At 66.3% G+C, this 18,025-nt stretch carries 16 protein-coding genes and 1 pseudogene; 5 read left to right on the top strand and 12 right to left on the bottom strand.

Annotated elements, in window-relative coordinates:
- Window positions 1-33 precede the first annotated feature (33 nt).
- Window positions 34-201: a hypothetical protein gene (locus tag ACY34H_RS03850; RefSeq protein WP_464976166.1), complete on the top strand. Its 168-nt coding sequence runs from the start codon at window positions 34-36 to the stop codon at window positions 199-201.
- 632 nt (window positions 202-833) lie between these two features.
- On the opposite strand, the gene ACY34H_RS03845 is transcribed toward ACY34H_RS03850, so the two are convergent.
- Window positions 834-1,397 (bottom strand): TetR/AcrR family transcriptional regulator, encoded by a 564-nt coding sequence (locus tag ACY34H_RS03845; RefSeq protein ID WP_464976165.1) that lies wholly within the window; start codon window positions 1,395-1,397, stop codon window positions 834-836.
- A gap of 87 nt (window positions 1,398-1,484) precedes the next feature.
- Between ACY34H_RS03845 and ACY34H_RS03840 the strand changes: the two genes are divergently transcribed.
- Window positions 1,485-2,228, top strand: coding sequence for an SDR family NAD(P)-dependent oxidoreductase (locus ACY34H_RS03840; protein ID WP_464976164.1), 744 nt, complete (start codon window positions 1,485-1,487; stop codon window positions 2,226-2,228).
- 72 nt (window positions 2,229-2,300) lie between these two features.
- Here the strand turns inward: ACY34H_RS03840 and ACY34H_RS03835 are convergent.
- The 3 genes and pseudogenes from ACY34H_RS03835 to ACY34H_RS03825 form a co-directional block, all read right to left on the bottom strand.
- Window positions 2,301-2,426 (bottom strand): annotated as a pseudogene (locus ACY34H_RS03835) (transposase); the annotation flags it as partial.
- A gap of 257 nt (window positions 2,427-2,683) precedes the next feature.
- On the bottom strand, window positions 2,684-4,135 hold the full coding sequence (locus ACY34H_RS03830) for an MFS transporter (protein WP_464976163.1): 1,452 nt from the start codon (window positions 4,133-4,135) through the stop codon (window positions 2,684-2,686).
- A gap of 23 nt (window positions 4,136-4,158) precedes the next feature.
- Window positions 4,159-4,905, bottom strand: a complete 747-nt coding sequence (locus ACY34H_RS03825; protein ID WP_464976162.1) for a glucose 1-dehydrogenase — start codon at window positions 4,903-4,905, stop codon at window positions 4,159-4,161.
- Between the two features lie 130 nt (window positions 4,906-5,035).
- Here ACY34H_RS03825 and ACY34H_RS03820 point away from each other — a divergent pair, with 130 nt between their 5' ends.
- Window positions 5,036-5,905 (top strand): LysR family transcriptional regulator, encoded by an 870-nt coding sequence (locus ACY34H_RS03820; protein WP_464976161.1) that lies wholly within the window; start codon window positions 5,036-5,038, stop codon window positions 5,903-5,905.
- A 35-nt stretch (window positions 5,906-5,940) separates the two neighbouring features.
- On the opposite strand, the gene ACY34H_RS03815 is transcribed toward ACY34H_RS03820, so the two are convergent.
- From ACY34H_RS03815 to ACY34H_RS03790, 6 genes are all read right to left on the bottom strand, one after another.
- A complete protein-coding gene (locus ACY34H_RS03815) occupies window positions 5,941-7,488 on the bottom strand; it encodes an FHA domain-containing protein (protein WP_464976160.1) in 1,548 nt (515 codons plus the stop codon).
- A gap of 183 nt (window positions 7,489-7,671) precedes the next feature.
- Entirely contained in the window at window positions 7,672-8,190 is a 519-nt protein-coding gene (locus tag ACY34H_RS03810; RefSeq protein ID WP_464976159.1) for an SH3 domain-containing protein, read from the bottom strand.
- A 12-nt stretch (window positions 8,191-8,202) separates the two neighbouring features.
- Window positions 8,203-9,774, bottom strand: a complete 1,572-nt coding sequence (locus ACY34H_RS03805) for a hypothetical protein (protein WP_464976158.1) — start codon at window positions 9,772-9,774, stop codon at window positions 8,203-8,205.
- 3 nt (window positions 9,775-9,777) lie between these two features.
- Window positions 9,778-12,165 carry an FtsW/RodA/SpoVE family cell cycle protein gene (locus ACY34H_RS03800; RefSeq protein WP_464976373.1) on the bottom strand — a complete coding sequence of 796 codons (2,388 nt, stop codon included), beginning with the start codon at window positions 12,163-12,165 and terminating at the stop codon, window positions 9,778-9,780.
- Window positions 12,162-13,160: a protein kinase domain-containing protein gene (locus tag ACY34H_RS03795; protein WP_464976157.1), complete on the bottom strand. Its 999-nt coding sequence runs from the start codon at window positions 13,158-13,160 to the stop codon at window positions 12,162-12,164. Before ACY34H_RS03795 ends, ACY34H_RS03800 begins: the two co-directional genes overlap by 4 nt.
- Window positions 13,161-13,420: 260 nt before the next feature.
- On the bottom strand, window positions 13,421-14,167 hold the full coding sequence (locus ACY34H_RS03790) for an SDR family oxidoreductase (protein WP_464976156.1): 747 nt from the start codon (window positions 14,165-14,167) through the stop codon (window positions 13,421-13,423).
- A gap of 94 nt (window positions 14,168-14,261) precedes the next feature.
- On the opposite strand from ACY34H_RS03790, the gene ACY34H_RS03785 reads away from it, so the two are divergent.
- Entirely contained in the window at window positions 14,262-15,212 is a 951-nt protein-coding gene (locus ACY34H_RS03785) for an AraC family transcriptional regulator (protein WP_464976155.1), read from the top strand.
- A gap of 42 nt (window positions 15,213-15,254) precedes the next feature.
- On the opposite strand, the gene ACY34H_RS03780 is transcribed toward ACY34H_RS03785, so the two are convergent.
- Window positions 15,255-15,677, bottom strand: a complete 423-nt coding sequence (locus ACY34H_RS03780) for a glycine zipper 2TM domain-containing protein (RefSeq protein WP_464976154.1) — start codon at window positions 15,675-15,677, stop codon at window positions 15,255-15,257.
- A 160-nt stretch (window positions 15,678-15,837) separates the two neighbouring features.
- The gene (locus tag ACY34H_RS03775; protein ID WP_464976153.1) at window positions 15,838-16,377 is read right to left on the bottom strand and encodes a GNAT family N-acetyltransferase; all 540 of its coding nucleotides are present in this window, start codon (window positions 16,375-16,377) and stop codon (window positions 15,838-15,840) included.
- Window positions 16,378-16,517: 140 nt separating this feature from the next.
- Here ACY34H_RS03775 and ACY34H_RS03770 point away from each other — a divergent pair, with 140 nt between their 5' ends.
- A complete protein-coding gene (locus ACY34H_RS03770; RefSeq protein WP_464976152.1) occupies window positions 16,518-18,002 on the top strand; it encodes a M20/M25/M40 family metallo-hydrolase in 1,485 nt (494 codons plus the stop codon).
- The last annotated feature ends 23 nt before the right edge of the window (window positions 18,003-18,025 follow it).

The raw sequence follows: 18,025 nt of genomic DNA, 5'->3' as shown, positions 1-18,025 counted from the left end.
CGCTGACGTTCCAACCCGCCACCAGGAGGCCGCATGATCATCACCATCACTGCTTTCAAGTTGCCGCAACCGATCGCCGCGGAGGAAGCACGCCGTATCTATCTCAGCACGGCCCCCACGTACCAGGGCGTGCCGGGCCTGCTCAGGAAGCACTACGTGTTGTCCGAGGATGGCGCCACGGCCGGCGGCGTGTATCTGTGAAACTCGCGGGCGGAAGCCGAGGCGCTGTACACGGAGGCATGGCACGCCTTCGTCGCCGAAAAATACGGCGTCGAGCCTACAGTGATTTTTTTCGACAGCCCGGTGACGGTCGACAACGTGGCGCAGCAGATCATGGCGGACGAGGTGTAGTCCAGCACTGAGATCGAGCGCTAAAGTCGGGCCATGCAATCTTATTGCTCAGACGCTCAGGGATTCATTACAGGTGGCCTGGACGGGGCCGCCTGGAGCGCTTGCCGTCTCGGCACTGGTATGCCCCTTGCTGTACGACAGCACAGCGGCTGTTCCCACCGTTGTCTCATTTCTCATCAGTTGGATGGACGATGTTCCAGCATCAGTCGATATCCATAGACATTCTCGTCGTTAGGCTCAGTTCTACAGCCAAAGAGTCCATATTGGACGAATGGACATGGCTGGTTGTCAATGCTATGCGGCCATACATGGTGACGGCATGTGGCGACGTCTTTATCGAAGACCGGCTTGAAGGAACAATCCACTTCCTCGATGTCTCCGCGTCTGAATTGTCGCGAGTTACTGACACCAGAAGACCAATCGATCGAACAATCGGCTAGGTTCCATTGAACGACTACCGAAGACAGTGACGGAATCCGTGGCTAGTGCGAACCTTTTTCGCCTATGCCATTCAGAAACAAATCCACCAGATGGCCAATACGCGATTTTGATGAACGATCATTCTCGATTGCAATGGAAATGGCAGTCACCACGTAAATCAAATCCTCGTATGTGACATCAGGGCGGATGCTGCCCGCATCTTGTCCACACTGAAGCAGCCGATGTCCTTCCGCCATGACCGCATTGCATCCGGGCGTCCCGCATTGAATAACAGTTCCGAGTGAAGCAGCAAGGCTGCGATAAATGCTTGTATTCCTGGCAAGTTCTTCAAGATAAGCTCGTAACCCGTCACTGGGAGTCAGATCCGGATCGCGCGCACGGCTGCTCTCCGCCAGCGACATGAAACGCTCATTGCTGGTAGCGGCCAACAGTGCCTCACGCGTTGGAAAGCGACGATAGAGTGTACCGATACCAACGCCTGCCCGCTTCGCAACTTCCTCCAGCGAGACGCCTGCTCCTTTTTCCAGGAAAAGCTCCTCTGCAGCAGCAAGGATACGTTCGCGATTTTTCTGCGCGTCGGCCCGGAGGGCATGCTCATCACTCAACTTTTTTCCTCTTTTGCTTGTCAAGTGGAGGATACCTCCATATTATAAGTGGAGCAATCCTCCACTTATGAGAATGGGATCCAGGAAATGACGAAACGTTTCGAAAACAAAGTCGTGGTGATAACAGGCGGCACTGACGGCATCGGCCTCGCAACAGCGAAATTGTTCGCTATCGAAGGTGCGAAGGTGTACATCACAGGGCGACGGCAAGGAATGCTCGAGGAGGCCGTGGAAGAGATCGGCCATGGGGCGGTCGGCGTGCAGGGTGACGTCACCAGCGCTGCCGATGTCGCTCGGCTTTACGAGCAGATCCAGTACGATCACCAGAAGGTCGATGTGGTATTCGCCAATGCCGGAATCTACGAGGTCGTTCCACTCGAGACGATCGACGATACGCATTTCGACTCCATCTTCAACATCAATGTAAAAGGCATGGTGTTCACTGTGCAGAAAGCACTACCGCTGATGGCAGCGGGAGGTACTGTCGTCCTCAACGGCTCTATCGCTGGCAGCAAAGGCCTGCCAAGTCAGTCTCTTTATAACGCCAGCAAGGCAGCGGTGCGCTCGTTCGCGCGCAGCTGGACAAATGACCTTAAGGAGCGAGGCATACGCGTGAACGTAGTCTCGCCGGGTGGTACCGAAACACGTCTGATACGAAGCTATCTTGACTCGCAGCCGGGAGTCGAGGAGACACTGAATAGAAGTGTTCCGCTTGGGCGGCTGGGAGAACCGAACGAGGTAGCGCGAGCAGTTCTCTTCTTGGCATCAAGCGAGAGCAGCTTTGTCGCTGGACATGAACTCTTTGTCGATGGCGGTGTCGCTGCGGTTTAAGCCTGGGACAAGCCTGGACCGATTCAATCGATAAAATTACCAATGGACGCGATGTAGTCATTTGTCTGGTAGCCGCAGGCGGGCCAGCGGCGTGCCGGTCAGGGCGTTGAAACTCCGCCGGCAGGCGGCGCAGCGATAGCGCTGCAAGCCGTTGGCGTGGCCACTGCGGTGGCAACGATTTCCTCCGCAGTCGGGGCACGACTGCTTCCCCGCGGCCGCCCCAATCAGGCGCAGGCATTGGCCGGGCAGGACAAGATTGGCAAGAACGCCCTGCAACAGAGCGATCTCCTCACCTGAAAGCTGGACTTGCTCCAGCACCTTCAACACCGCGCGACATCGGCTGCGCCCAATTCGCCTCCTGATATACATAAAGTGTCTCAACATGAGGTCAGACAATGGTTCTGGTCGAACGGTCACCGATTTGACATGAACAGCTCCTTGAAAACGGCGGTAGATCAGGCGCCGGACACCCGGCCTTGCGTGGAAACGGCGGCGCGGCGGGCCAGGGTCATGCCCAGCAGTACTCCGGCGCCGAGGCAGAAGGCGATGCACAGGGCGGCGACCACGAAGGCGTGAGAGATCGCCGCCGGGTCGTCTCGTCCGCCGAGGACGGTGTAGAAGATCCCGCCGATCAGGGCCACGCTGAGCGCGGTGCTCACCTGCAGGGTCGAGCTGGCGATGCCGGCGATCATGCCGGAGTAGGCGGGCGCCACGCGGCCCGTGATCATTTTCATCAGCGTCGGCATGCCGAGCCCTTGTCCAGAGCCGATGAAGAACAGCAGCACGGCGAGCGGGGTGGATGCCGGCGCCATGCTGTCCGGCGTCGCGGAGATCAGCCATGCCAGGCCAAGGAAGCCGGCGGTTTCCAGTCCCATGCCGATCGGATTGACCCATTCGCCGAGGTGCCGGCGGAAATAAGGCGTGGACAAAGGCCCCAGCAGGAAGCCGGCGCCGAAAGGCAGGAAGACCAGGCCGGCATCCAGGGCGCTGAAGTGCAGGGCCTTCTGCAGATAGACCGAGAACAGCAGGAAGAAGGAAGCGATCGAATAGAAAGACAGGGCGATCAGGAGGGCGCGGCCCAGCCCCGGTGCCCGCAGGGCCGCGGGATTGACGAGGGGCGCCCCGCCGGCCTGCGCAAGCCGGCTTTCGTAGCGCCAGAAGAACCGGGCCAGCAGCGGCGCCGCGCCCAGTGACAGCCAGGACCACCACGGCCATCCGGCCTCGCGGCCTTCGATCAGCGGCACGATCAGCAGCGCCAGCGTCAGCATCGACAAGACCATGCCGCCCGGGTCCAGCCTGCCCGACTCCTGCTCGCCGGCCTGCTTCAAGAGCCGGATGCCGAACAGGACTACCAGGATGGCCACCGGCAGGTTGACCAGGAAGACCGCGCGCCATCCCATGCCGAACAGGTCCAGCGCGATCAGGACGCCGCCCAGCGCCTGTCCGATGACCGAGGCCAGGCCGAACACTGCGCCGTACAGGCTGAGCGCCAGCGGCTTGTCGGATTCCGGGAAGATCGCTCCCACGCAGGCGAGTGCCTGCGGCGCCATGACCGCGGCGGTGATGCCCTGCAGGGCGCGCCCGGCGATCAGGACCCAGGGCGACCAGGCAAAACCGCACAGCAGCGAGGCGGCGGTGAAGCCGATCAGGCCGACGAAGAACACCCGGCTGCGGCCGAACAGGTCACCCAGGCGCCCACCGGTGATCAGGGTCACCGCATACAGCGCGGCATAGGAGGAAATGACCATCTGCTCGGCCGAGGACGAGGTGCCGAGATCGCCCTGGATGGAAGGCAGCGCCACGTTGACGATGAAGAAGTCGAGCGGCGGCAGGAAGGATCCGACCAGCAGGACGGCGAACATGGCCCAGCGGCGCGGCTCGGGTGGGGCGGGATTATTCTGCGACATGTGTTCCTTACAAAACCGGCATCTCAGCGCATGCCGCCCGAACCCAGGATGATCTCGCCAGTCACCCAGCCAGCATCTTCCGACGCGAGAAAGGAAACGATCGGCGCAATGTCCCGCACCTGGCCAATGCGTCCGAGCGGCGTCAGGCTCTCGTACCAGGCCTGGAAATCGGAGCCTATCGCCCCGGCGGCGTGGGTGCCTTCGGTTTCGATCATGCCGGGGTTCACGGCATTGACACGGATGCCGCGCGGCCCGAGTTCGCGCGACAGCACACCGGTGATGGCATCGATTGCGCCCTTCGTACCGGTATAGATCGCACTTCCTTGAGGAAGAACGCGTGTGACATTGGAACTGATGTTGATGATGCTGCTGCCCTTGCCCAGGTATGGCGCGGCTGCGCGAATGACCAGCAGCGGACCCAGAACGTTGATATCGAACTGCTTGCGATAGAGCTCTTCGGTAGTGTCTTCGACTTTGGCCAGCTGGTAGATGCCGGCGTTGTTCACGACGATGTCCAGGCGCCCGAAGTGATCGATTGCCGCCCTGACCAGGGACTCGGCCTCCGCCTGCCCGGTGACATCGGCGCCCACCGCCACGGCTGTCCCGCCAGCGGCTTCGATGTCGGCCACCACCTTGTCGGCACCGCTCCTGCTCGAGGCGTAATTGACGACGACCTTCGCGCCGTCCGCCGCGAGCTGGCGGGCAATGCCGGCGCCGATACCTTTGGAAGCGCCCGTGACGACGGCGACTTTGTCTTTCAGCTTGTTCATGTCTTGATTCCAGGTGAGGCTGGTCCGGACCGGGCCAGCGCGATTGAAAACGCCATGGTGAGCCGAACAGGCTTGTCCGGGAACTGCCATTCACGTATATTTCGCTTACATTTTTGTACGGGCAGATAAGATGGAATGGGGCGATGTCCGGATTTTCCTGGCGGTGGTGCGTAGCGGATCATTCGGCCAGGCCGCGCGCACCCTGGGGGTGAGCCATCCGACGGTGGGGCGCCGGATCAAAGCGCTCGAGGATGAGGCGGAGCAGGCGCTCTTCCGCAGGACCCGGGAGGGACTGGTGCTCACGGACGCCGGGGACGCCGTGCTGACCCTGGCCGAATCGATGGAGGATTCCGCGCTGGCCATGGAGAGGCGCCTGGCGGGCAACCACGAGCGCCTCGAAGGCATCTTGCGGATATCTTCGGCCGAATGGTTTGCCGGCCATGTTCTCGCACCCGTGCTGGCGGAACTGACGCGCCGCCATCCGGGCGTGGTGCCGGAGGTGATCGCCAGCTACCGCTTGTTGAATCTGCCGCGTCGCGAGGCCGATGTGGCGTTTCGCATTGTTCCGTTCAGCGAACCCGACATCGTCCAGCGCCGCCTGATGCGGATTTCCTATGGCCTGTATGGTTCATCCGGCACCGCGGCTGCGATGGAGAGCGATCCGGCATCAGTGGGATTGATACTCATGAATACAGCACAGTCCCATTTTCCCGATGTGGCCTGGCTGCTGGACAGATTCCCGCAGTCGCGGCGGGCATTCACAAGCACGAGCCGAGCCATCCAGGCACAGATGTGCGTGCGAGGTATGGGCATCGCGGTGCTGCCAAGGCCGCTGGGCGATGCAACAGCCGGATTGCAGCGTATCGACACCCCGGACCAGCCTCCAGGCAGGGACATCTGGGTTGGCTACCACCAGGACCTGCGGCACATGGACCGTCTGCGCGCGATGCTGGATATTGCCGACGCGATGCTGTCGAATTCCGCATTTGCGGCAATTTGAGGTGCGTAAGTGTTTTGCGATGGGCCTGACCCGGTTCAGGCAGTGTGCATTTCCCCGGCCACCATCTCGCGCACCACGCCGCCGGTGCGGATGATGTAACTCCCGGGATACGGATCGGCGGCGAAGCGGGTGTGCCCCGGCATGCGGCTCAGCTTGTCGAGTTGCGCCTGCGGACCCAGCGCGGTTTCCTTGCCGGTCAGCGCATCGAGGTGCCAGAAGCCGCCGTCGTGGTGGAACAGCAGCGGCAACGCGGCGGCGATTGGCGCGGCCTGCATGCGGCGCAGCGGATAGCCCGGGTGCGTGTCCGGCGCCAGCACGACGAAGCATTCGGCGCGCGCCCCTTCATCGATGCGATGCAGGATCACGCCGTGCGGCATCAGCGCCGTCACTTCCAGCACGACGATGCCCTTGATGCTGGCCGACAGTTCGATCCGCATCCCCAGCCGCAGCGCCACCGGCTTGTGCTTGCCGGGCCAGACGCCGTCCAGCAGCAGGCCGTAGCGCGAGACGTCCTCGATTTCAAAGCCCAAGGTGCCGCGGCGGATCACCGCGTGGCGGCCGGACAGCCGGCGCGTCAGGCCGGCGCTGTCGATGCCGTCCGGGCCATAGTGATTCAGCAGCGCGTCCGCTTCGGGATCGACGATCTCCATACGGCCGAACACGCATTCGTCCAGCGCGAACAGGCGGATGTGGCGCAGCGCGCCCGCTTCCGGCGCCGCGTTGACGAACGTGGCGGCACGGCTTGGATGCGGGTGGGCCGGGCCTGCGTGCGGCATGTCGATCTCGATCAGGTCCTCGTCCCACGCGATGGTGGAGAAGCCCAGGTCGATCTTGCCCTGCGGCGCGCCCAGGTCGAGGTGGGCGATGCCGGCATTGCGCGCGGTGACGTCGATGTCCATGCTGTCGCCGCCCTGGCCGGAAACGCGCGCGATCGACGCGTCGTCCGCCATCACGCGCACGTTCTTGTGCGTGGACAGGAAGATGCGGTGGATCTCGGTCAGCGTCGCATCGGGGCGCGGCACCAGCACGACGAACGTGCATTCCCACTTGCGTACCGGCTGGCCCGGATGCCGGCTCAGCACCTCGGCATGGATCTGGTACTGGCCGTGCTCGCGGTCGCGCGACGAGAATTCGGCGAACACGGGGCGCCAGTCGCCATCGATGGAGCGGACGAACTGCCGCTCCGAGGCGCCTTGCTGCATCAGGTCCGACGTCAGCCGGATCGCCAGTTGCGGCGCGCACGCATCCGGCATGCCGCGCAGCTCCATCTTCAGGGTCTGGCGGCCGCCCGCCGCGCGGGGATCGAAGCCGCTGATGTGCAGCTGCGGGCGCACGCGGATCGGGCTTGCATAGTTGCCGGCCGCGCCGCGTGCCGGTTCGGCCATGGACTGCGGCGCCCGTCCGTTGCGCACCGCCGCCAGCAACTCGTAGCTCGACGCGGCGTCGGATGCGGCGGCGAAGCCTGCATCCGCCAGGCCCGCCGGTGCCGCCGCCGGCTGCGCATGGCCGCCCTCGCAGGCGTGCTGGCCCGGCGCGACCCAGAAGGTGCAGTGCGGGTGATCGGGATGACGGCAAGTGTTCATGAAGGGCCACGGACGAGACAAGCAAGACTTTACGCGCTTTTGCATCCCCTTGGCAACTCGGCGTAGCCTCGAACAGGGGTGCTTTTCAGCCCGTATTCATCCGCTGCGCGCGTGCGCCGCGTGCGGCCGGTAGCGATCGCTCAACCATGTCCTATCGGCCACGGCGGGCCGCGCGGTCCGAAGTCACTGCTCGGCGGCGCGGCGCAGCCACAGGCTGCTGGCCCAGCCCACTGCGCCGGCCGGCCCGCCGTCATAGCGGATCTGCCACCAGTCGCCTTCGTGGCGTCCGGTCGGCGTGACGAACGACCCGGCCGGCGCCAGGCCGACCCGCGCCGATCCCACGCCGGCCGCATCGCGCACGTTCAGGTCGCGGTGCACCCGGTAGCGCTGACCCGGTACCGGCAGCATGGCGCCGGCCTGTTGCGCGGATGCGTCATCCTGCAAGGGGGCGGCAGAGACAAAGGCAGCGGCAGAGGCAGCGGCAGTGACAGGCGGCGGTACCGCGGCAACGCCATGCAGCAGCAGCGCGCCGAACGCCCAGGCGCCGCCGCCCAGGATGGCGAGGCCGCGCGCTGTCGGCCGGCGCCACCAGTGCGCCGGCGTCAGGAAGCCCGCCAGCACCAGCGTCAGCGCCAGGCCGAGCGCGTAGGCGAGGGCGCCATGACAGGCCACCAAGCCGGCCGCAAAATGGTCGAGCGACATGGTCATCGCCGCTCAGGCATCGAAGCGCAGCACGTAGTGGCCCGCCACCACGTGGTGCCCCGGCGGCAGCACGAACGGGGCCGTGCCGGCATCCGCGCCTTCGATCGCGCCCACGTAGCGCAGCTCGGGATCGAGGTGGTACAGCGCCTGCGTGGCCGACTGCCGCGTGATCGACAGCCCATGGGGACCGGCTTCGAAGGCGAATGCGCTGCGCGACAGGCCGATGCGGTCCGGGCTGGCCTGCCGGTCCGGGCTGGCTTGCGCCGTGGCGTCGTCGCGGGCCAGCAGGCGCGGTTCGTCGAGCACGCGCAGCGTGGCCAGCGCCGGGCTGCCGCGGCCGAAACTGCCCTGCGTGACCGGTGCCGCCACCGGTACCGGCAGGGCGACCAGCGCGCAATAGCGTTCCGCCATCTGCGCGGGTGCCGCCAGCAGCCGGATGCTGCGCGTGCCGTCCGCTGCGAAGCTGGCCGGCACGGCCACCGGTTCCCGGCCGGCCGGAGTGACGGCATGCAGCGCATCGTCGGCATCGACGACGAACGCCAGCGTGCCGGCGCCGGCGCCGGCACCGTTCACTGCCAGCGCGCGGTCGAACGGCACCGACAGCGAGGCCGCACCGGTGCCGCGGTAGCGGCTGAGCCGCGGCAGGGCCAGCGCGGCCAGCGTCAGCCGATGGCGCGTACCGGGCGCGAACGTTGCATCGGTCGCGCCGGCGCGGGCCTCGGCGGCCCGTACCGATGGCTGCGGCAGCGCGGTGCCGTCGTCGGGCACCGCGCGCGAGGAGGGCGCGCGCGGCTGCCAGACCGCAGGCACGATCGGCCGGGCTGCCGGCTGCATCACCGGCTGCATCGTCGGCTGCATCACGGGCGGCGCCGCCGGCATACGCGCGGCGCGCGCCACCTTCAGCAGCAGCCGCCGTCCCTGCGCCTCGCCCTTGCGGGTGATGACATGGCAGCCCAGGCGTTCGTCCAGGCGGCAGTCCAGCGCATCCTTCGGGCGCACCTGCAGGACCGGCTCGGTGTCCGGGCCGTCGTTGATCAGCAACAGCGTGCCGGCCGCGCCGAACGGCCAGCCAGGGGCATTGCCTTCGTCGATCACGGCCAGCCGCTGGTCCGGGTAGACCGGGCAGACCGGCTTCCATGCCGCCGCGTCGGCCGACGCGCTGACGTGGAACAGCACCTTCTCGTCCGGCCCCGGCAGGTAGACGGCGTGGCCGAAGCGCACTTCGATCTCGCCCGGCTGCAGGTCGTCGGCGCCGGCGACGTGGTAGCGCACCTGGTCGGTACCGAGCAGGTCGCCGAAATCCTTCTGGTGCAGCGCCGCCAGCGTCTGCGCCAGGTCGCGCGCGCGGTTGCCGCGTGTCAGGTGGTAGTCGTCGTCGACATCTTCCTGCGGCAGGCGCAGCGTCACGTGCGTGAAGCAGCGCGTGGCGGCGTTGCCGCGCTGCTCGCGGGGGCAGCGTTCCAGCAGGTCGCGCAGCAGCGGGCGGCGCGCGAACAGCGCCAGCCCCGGCGCCTGCCAGATCGCCTCGGCGTTGAACACGTCGGGCACCCGGCCCAGGACTTCGTGTTGGACATAGATCGGCATGGTTTACTCCTCAGTTGAACCGGCATCGATTGCTAGCAGGGGGAGCAGGAAAAACAGCAGGTGGCTGCCGCCCGCGGACAGAAAACTCATCGGCTGTCCCATCACCGGCAGGATCGCCAGGTTGGTTCCCCACGACAGCAGCAGGTGCCCGGCCACGAACGCCGCGCCGCCGCACAGGGCAAAGGCGCGCAGGCGCAGCAGCCAGGCCAGCCGGAACCCGGGGGCCGCGGCGCCCGCGCGGCCGTGGCGCAGTGCGGCGCGCAGCAGGCCGGCCACCAGCGCGGCCTGCCCGCACCACAGCAGCAGCGCCGCCAGCAGCCCGTGGCGGTGCAGCAGGAACGAAGGCGCGAAATCGTCCTGCACGGCCGGCAGCGCCATCACGCTGCCGCCGGCATGGCCGAGCGAGGCCAGTCCCAGCATGCCGTCCGTGCCCAGCCAGCCGCCGGCCGCGATCGCGGCGGCGCCTTGCCGCACCTGCTGGCCCGTATGCGGATGCTGCGCGGGTTCCAGCCAGACCTGGAAGCGGTCGCCGTAGAACGTGGCCGGCAAGTGCGCTGGATCGCCGCCGCGCAGCGCCGCCACGCCCGTGATGCCGGCCAGCGCCACGCAGCCCAGCAGGCCCGCCGCCAGCCAGCGCCGCGCCGCCAGCGCATAGGCGAACGCCATCGCGCCGGCCCACAGCAGCAGCAGGATCAGCGGCGAATAATCGTCGACCTGCACCAGCGCGCAGCCGAGCAGTGCCAGGAACAGCAGCGCCGGCGCGATCAGCCGCAGCCAGCGCGCGCCATGCCCCGGCTGGGCGCGGCGATCGGCGCGCCAGCCCATGCGCAGCGCCAGGCAGTGCGCCGTCAGCAGCGCCAGCACGAGCTTGGCCGCTTCCACCGGCTGCATGTCGAACACGCCGGTTTCGTCACCCCACAGCACCTGGGCCGCCAGCAGCAGCAATGCAGCGCCGGCCGCGCCGGCCAGCAGCCATTCGACGCGCCGCTGCGAAACGGCCGGCGGAAACTGCCGCCATAGCGCGATCGCGCCGCTGCCGATCGCCAGCAGCGCGGCGCTCTTGCCGTAATAGCGCAGCCACCCGGTCTCCGGCCCGGCCAGGCCCAGGTTCAGCTGGCACAGCAGGCCGGCACCGATCAGCAGCAGCGCGGCGCAGGCGCTGGCCGGGAGGCGGTTGGGATGCAGGAGCCAGAGGCCCAGCGCACAGGCGGCAAGCAGCAGCGAGCACGCGGCGGCGGGCGGATCGCCACCGCGCTGCAGCAGCAGGGCGGCGCAGCCGGTGGCCAGCACCAGCGCCGCGGCCGTGCCCGACAGCCAGCGGCCGGCCCAATGCGGCTTGGCCCATTGCGGCATAGCCCATGACGGCAAGGCCCATGACGACACCGCGCGCCGGCGGCGCGCATCGGCCAGCGGGCCGAGGATGTTGCCGCGCCGCGCCGCCGGCACCCGGCCGAACCGCGCGGCGGCCAGCACGGCCAGTGCCGCGGTAGCGGCGAGCAGCCAGGCTGCCGCGCCACCCTGCCACAGGCTGCGCTGCCGCCATTGCCATGCCGCCTCCGGCGGCAGCGCGGTTTCGGGAATGGCGTGCAGGGACACCCGCCGCGCCGGCGCCAGCGTCAGTCCGCCGTTTGCCAACCCGATGTCGTAGCGTGTGCGGCCGACGGTGAGGGCCTGTACGCCGTCGAGGCGGCGCGCCGTGTCGCGCAGGCTGGCGCGATCGGCCAGCACGTCGGCCGGCACCCCGGCGGTGCCGGCGGAGAGCAACAGCGCCGTGCCATGGCGCGCGACCTGTGCGGCACCGCCATCGATGCCGGCAAGGCCGATGCGGTTCCCGCAATGCAGGTTGCCGCCGAAGACCAGCGGCCGGGCAATCGACAACCCGGGCGGCACGACACGGTTCCACAGCGCCGTGGCCCGTGCCGGCCACGCGGCATCCGGACATGGCGGCTGGGCGCTGCCATCGCGAAACACCGTCGCGCCATCGAAGCGCCAGCGCGTTGCGCCATTGTCGAACGCCAGGGCGCCCGCGCTGTCCGGCCGTACCCGGAAGGTCCGGGTGCCGATGCCGAATGTTCGCAGGGACGAAGGATCGACGCTGCCGAGGCGTTCGTCGGTGCCGTCGCGCCGCAGTAGCGGCCGGGCCGGCCCGCCGCTGCGCAGCCACCAAGCGCCGTCCGCGCTCCGGCCGAAGACGAGCCGGGTGCCGGCGGCGCCGATGGCACCGAGCTGCGCCGCCGTCAGGGTGATGGCGGCGGGCCGGTCGAGATTGATCGTGATGGCAGCCGGCAGCCACGCCGCGGGCGCCCGCAGCAGCGCGAAGACCTGCAGCGCGAACAGCAGGGCCAGTAGCGCGAGCAGCGCCTTGCGTGCCGCCTGCGCGCCGGTATTCATGCGCACAGGCCGTTTTCGAGGGAGGCGGCGCTGCTGCGCACCAGCGCCGCCCGCCCACCCAGGCCGGCGCGGACCGCGTCCAGCATCCGGCTGATGTGCAGCGCATTGCGGGGCCGCTCTTCCGGTGCGCGGGCCAGCAGTATCGACAGCAGGCGCAGCGCCGGCTCGCGTGCCATGGCCGGTACCGAACCGGCAAACAGCGCCGCTTCATCGTCGGCCAGCACGGGCGGCAGCGGGCCGGCGTCCAGCATGGCGCGGGCGCCGTCGGACTGGTGTTCGCGGTACGCGTCGCCGCACGCGGCGCACCAGCGCAGCGCTGTCCCGGTGACGAGGAAGTAATACAGCGCGCCGAGCGCGAAGTAGTCGCTGTGGCGCCCCGTGGCATACCCGCCGCCGGGGGCGGGGAAAAACTGCTCCGGCGCCTGCCAGCTGGCCGTGCCGCAATAGCTGTGCGCCTGCGCCGCCTCCAGCAGCCGGTTGGTGCCGAAATCGGCCAGCTTCACCGTGCCGGTCGCCGCATCCACCAGCACGTTGGCCGGCTTCAGGTCCAGGTAGCGCCAGCCATGCTGGTGTACCTTGGCCAGCGCGCCGTTCAGCTGGCCGACCCAGTCCAGCACCTGGGGCAGCGGCGGCGCATCGTCTTCCGCCCGGCGGCGCGCGACGTGGCGCCCCAGGTCGCCGCTCATCAGCTCCAGCGCCAGCACCGGCAGGCCGTCATGCCAGCCGCTGTCGACCAGGCGCACGATGTGGCGGCCGTCCCACGGCTGCAGCGCGTCGAGGAAGGCGATCTCGTTGCAGGCGCTGGCGATCCACCGTTCGCGCTGGCCGGGCTGCGCGCAGGCCATGCGCTCGGAGTTGACGAGCTTGATGGCCACGTCCGGCATGCCGGACAGCGCCGCGGCGCGCCAGATGGTGCCGTACACGGAGGCGCCGATCTGCTCGCGCAGGCGGTAGTGGCCCTTTCCAAGGGCGATGGTGGTGTCGCGAGCAGGCATGGTTGTCGGTATCGGCTGTTCCGATGCCGGCTAGCGGGGGGAGGGGGAAAGAAGGTGGTACACCGGCCCTGCCGGATATTTACCGGGAAATCAAATAAATGATGGGGATGATGACCAGTCCGATCGCGTAGACGAGAGCGAACCAATGGCATGGCTCGGGAGGGACATGCAGCCCCGGGCTAAACAGCCGGACCTGCACGCTCACCCGTACAGGACGACCGCTTTGCCGGCGCGTGTCCGCCGACATCAGGGAAACTAAATCAGCTCGCAGCGCGCGACATCGCATGAGCATCTGCACCAGCCGGGAGACGTAGCGGGACCGTTGGGTCGGTTGCTGCCTGCCAGATCGCTTCCGCTACATCAACGGGATGCGTTACCAAGGTGGATTCGCCCATCCGGCCAAAAATCCCCTGTACGAATTCGCTGTAGGCTTCTGGAAAAGCGCCTTCCATACGGGACTGTGCGTTCTTGCTGAATGGGGTTTCCGGCGCACGGCCTGGAATGACCAGATTGATCCGGACATTGAACTGCGCAAGCTCCAATGCCACCGATTCCGAGAAAGCATTGACGGCAGCTTTGCTGGCGGTATAGACAGCCAGCAATGGATGAGGTTGGTATGTCGTGGCTGAGGTCACGTTGACGATTACACCGGAACGCTGTTGACGGAAATGCGGCAGCATGGCATGAGTCATTGCAATAGTGCCCAAGGTATTTGTTTCGAATATTTCCCGGATTGTCTCCATCGACGTTCCTTCAACAATACTGAGCAGGCCCACGCCTGCATTATTCACCAGGACGTCGACCGGTCCGATCGATTCAACTGCCCGTTCAATACTTTCCGGGTCAGTCACGTCGAGTTTCACGACGCGCAGATTGGGAGACTCGGGAATACTTTCGGGCTTGGGGGAGCGCATCGTTGCGATGACTCGCCAGCCTTTGGCCAAAAAGTATTCTGCTGTTTCCAGGCCAAAACCCGAAGAAGCTCCAGTAATCAAGACGGTTTTCATCAATCGATCCTTTCAAATGTGTGAACAAAGAATAGACGATGCTGTCCGGACGATCTACACTTAGCGGTCCGCAATTTGTGTGCAGGAGTCCGGAATGGTAGATCCGTTGTCCGAAGTCGTGTCTCTCCTCAGGCCAACCGCCCCTTACTCGAAAATCGTCAGCGGGTCTGGCGAGTGGACTGTGCACAGGACCGAATCAGGAGGGCCTTTTTTCTGTGCCGTCATGGAAGGGGAGTGTGCGATCGCTGTCGAGAAGCGGGGGACCATCCATTTGCGGCAAGGTGACTTCGTCCTTATTCCTGCAGCTTACAGTTTCGACATGTCGAGCATCCAGCGGTGCGAGAACAAGAAATATCGTCCCGAAGATGTTGCCGTTCTCGATAGCGAGACCAGGCACGGTGACCCGCTGGGGCCCGCGGATGTCCGGCTGCTGGTCGGATATTGCGTTTTCGAGTCGCCGGACGCGATGTTGCTGGTGTCCTTGCTTCCGGATATCCTGCACGTGCGCGGAGAAACTCGTCTGCAGTCAGTGATGGAACTCGTCGTCGGCGAGTCTCGTACGAATCGCCCGGCCCGCGACGTGGTTCTCAGACATTTGCTTGAAGTGCTGGTGATTGAAGCATTACGCTCCACAGAGGGCGTTTCTTCCTCGCCCGGGTTGGTACGCGGCCTTTCCGACGAGCGGCTGGCAAAAGCCATACGTCGCATGCATGAGGCACCACAGCATCCCTGGACCGTGGCGCAACTCGCGAAGGAGGCGGCATTGTCGCGCTCGACTTTCTTCGAACGCTTCAGTCGAGCAATCGGTTCTGCGCCAATGGAGTATTTGCTGGCGTGGCGCATGGCTTTGGCAAAGAGCCTGCTGGGACAACCGGACCACAGCGTGGCAGACGTCGCTGAGCGGGTGGGCTACAGCTCCGCAAACGCCTTCAGTGTCGCCTTCACCAGACAAGTGGGACAGCCACCGGCCAGATATGCCCGGTTGTATTGCGGTGCGTCCCGATCCACCAAGGGTAATCCCGGCCGCCATCGGCACGAAGCATGAAAAAAGCCCGGCAGTGCCGGGCTTTACGTTGCGACCGAACGATCAGTCGTGATGGTGGTGCTTGCGGTGACCCTTGCCGTGGCCCTTGCCATGGCCGCGGCCGCGGTGATCGTCGTAGCGGTATTCGTGGACCACGCGGCGTTCCACATACACCGGTTGCTGGCGCACATAGCGTGGACGCGGTGCGTCGTAGTACACCGGCTGCGGCTGGGCATACACGCGGCCATGCGGACGGTAGTCATGGCGGTCGCGGTCGCTGGAGCTGAGCGCATTGCCGACCAGGCCGCCGACCACGCCACCCACCACGGTGCCGGTGGTGCCGTTGCCGGTCTGGCTGCCGAGGGCGGCGCCAACGACGGCGCCGGCGGCGGTATTGAACGCACGGTCACCGGCGGCAAGCGCGGCGGAAGACGTGGTAACGGCGGCACCCAGCAGGACGATTCCGAAGATTTTTTTGACCATCATGATATTTCTCCCTCACTTTGCGCGGCGGCACCGGAATGATGACTGCCGTTTGGTTGAGGTCTACTTTACCGGGCCGGGCGGGAATTGCCAGTCGTTACACAGATTATTACAAACGAGCGCGGGCAGGTAACAGATCTGTTACATGGGAAGGCCTGCGCCGCTATCGCGCCACGCCCGGCAGCCGTTCCCACTCGTGGCGCAGCAGGCTCATGACGGTCACGTCCTGGTAGCGGCCGTTGATGAAGAATGCCTCGCGCAGCATGCCTTCGGTTGTGAAGCCGCATTTTTGCGCGACGCGCACCGAAGCGATGTTGCGTGGGGCTGCCAGGACTTCCAGGCGGTGCCAGGTGTGCACGCGGAACAGGTGATCGGCCAGCATCCGCAGCGCCTCGGTGGTGTAGCCCTGGCCGGCGAGGGCGGTGTCGAACAGCCGGTAGCCGATCTCGCGGCTGGTCGGCGTGCGGCTCTTGAAGTGGGTGATGACGCCGACGATGTGCCGGGACTGGTTTTCCACGACGAACAGTTCGCTGTCTTCGGTCACGAAGCCATGCTGCACGAATTCCTTGCGCATCGCTTCGGGCGACTTGAACTGGCTGGAAAAATAATCCCCGCGCGACGGCAGGTCGTTGACCAGCGCGATGAACGTGTTCAGGTCCGTATTCAGCAGGTGCCGCACGGTGCAGAGTGGTCCCTTCAGCATGGACACATGCTAAGCGATGGCCATGGCAAGGTCAAACGCGAACCTGTTCGATCATTGTTTCGATCGCGATGTTATAAGTTGCCTTGCAACATTGTCGAATGATATCTTCCTGCTTTCCCGAACTCCTCCGTATACACCGCATGCACATTCGCCAGCCCATCCTGTCCGCCATCGCCGCCAGCCTGCTTGCCGCCGGCATGACCGCCGCCGCTCCCGCATATGCCGCCAAAGCCGCCAACGCCGCCAATGCCGTCAATGCCGCCAATGCCGCCAATGCCCCCGCCACGCTGGCGCAGATCCGCGATGCCGCGATGGGCAGCGACTGGGCCTACCAGCGCCTGGAAGACATGACGGACCTGGTCGGGCCGCGCCTGTCCGGTTCTCCCGGCGCCGCGGCGGCCGTGCAGCAGGTGGCCGAGACGATGCGCAAGCTGGGTGCAAAGGTCACGCTGCAGCCGGTAAAGGTGCCGCACTGGGTGCGTGGCGAAGAAAAGGCCCAGCTGGTCGAGTACACCGGCCGGCCGGCGGGCGTGGTGCAGAACATCGTGCTGACGGCGCTCGGCGGCTCCGGCGCCACGCCGGCACAAGGCCTGACGGCGCCGGTCGTCATCGTGCGCGACTTCGACGAACTGCAACGCCGCGCCGCCGAAGTGAAGGGCAAGATCGTGCTGTTCGAGGTGGCCTTCGACCAGGGCATGGCCGATGCCGGCCTGGGCGGCCCGGCTTACCGCCACGGCTCGGCCTTCCGCACGCGCGGCCCGGCGCTGGCGGCGGACCTCGGCGCGGCGGCAGCGCTGGTGCGTGCCGTCGGCGGTGCCGACTATCGCCTCACGCATACCGGCACCACGCGGCTGGCGGACGACAAGCGCATCCCGGCGGCGTCCGTGACGGCCGAGGATGCGATGCTGATTGCGCGCCTGAGCAGGCGCGGCCCGGTGACGATGAAACTGATGCTCACGCCGCAGACGCTGCCGGATGCCGACAGCTTCAACGTGATCGCCGACCTGCCGGGCACCGACAAGGCCGACGAAGTCGTCATCGTTTCCGGCCACCTCGATTCGTGGGACCTGGCCACCGGCGCGCATGACGATGCCACCGGCGTCACCGCGTCGATGGGCGTGCTGGAAACGCTGAAGAAGCTGAACCTGAAACCGCGCCGCACGATCCGCATGATCGCCTGGATGAACGAGGAAAACGGTGGCCGCGGCGGCGCCGCCTACCACGAGGCGCACAAGGCGGCCCTCGGCAAGCAGTTCGCCGCGATCGAAAGCGACGGCGGCGTGGCCGGCCGCACGTTCGGCGTGCAGGCCGGCATCCGCCCGCAATACGAGAAGCTGTTCGCACCGCTGCAGGCCGCGCTGGTGCCGATCGGCGCCGGCGTGCTGCAGCGCCGCGACGTGATCGGCGCCGGCGACCTGCACGCGATGGAAGCCGACGGCGTGCCCTCGTTCACGCCGCTGGTCGATTCCAGTGTCTATTTCAGCTACCACCACACGCCGGCCGACACGTTCGACAAGGTCGATCCCGACCACCTGAAGCGCCACGTGGCGGTCATGTCTGCGCTGACGTGGTACCTTGCCAACATGGAACAGCCGATCGGCCGCGCGCCGGAGCAGTTCAAGTGAAATTCAACCGGCGGCGGCCGATG

This window comes from Pseudoduganella sp. jia 9 (assembly GCF_055502615.1).
The sequence above is the reverse complement of the archived record's forward strand: the minus strand, read 5'-3'. Positions and strand labels throughout refer to the sequence as shown.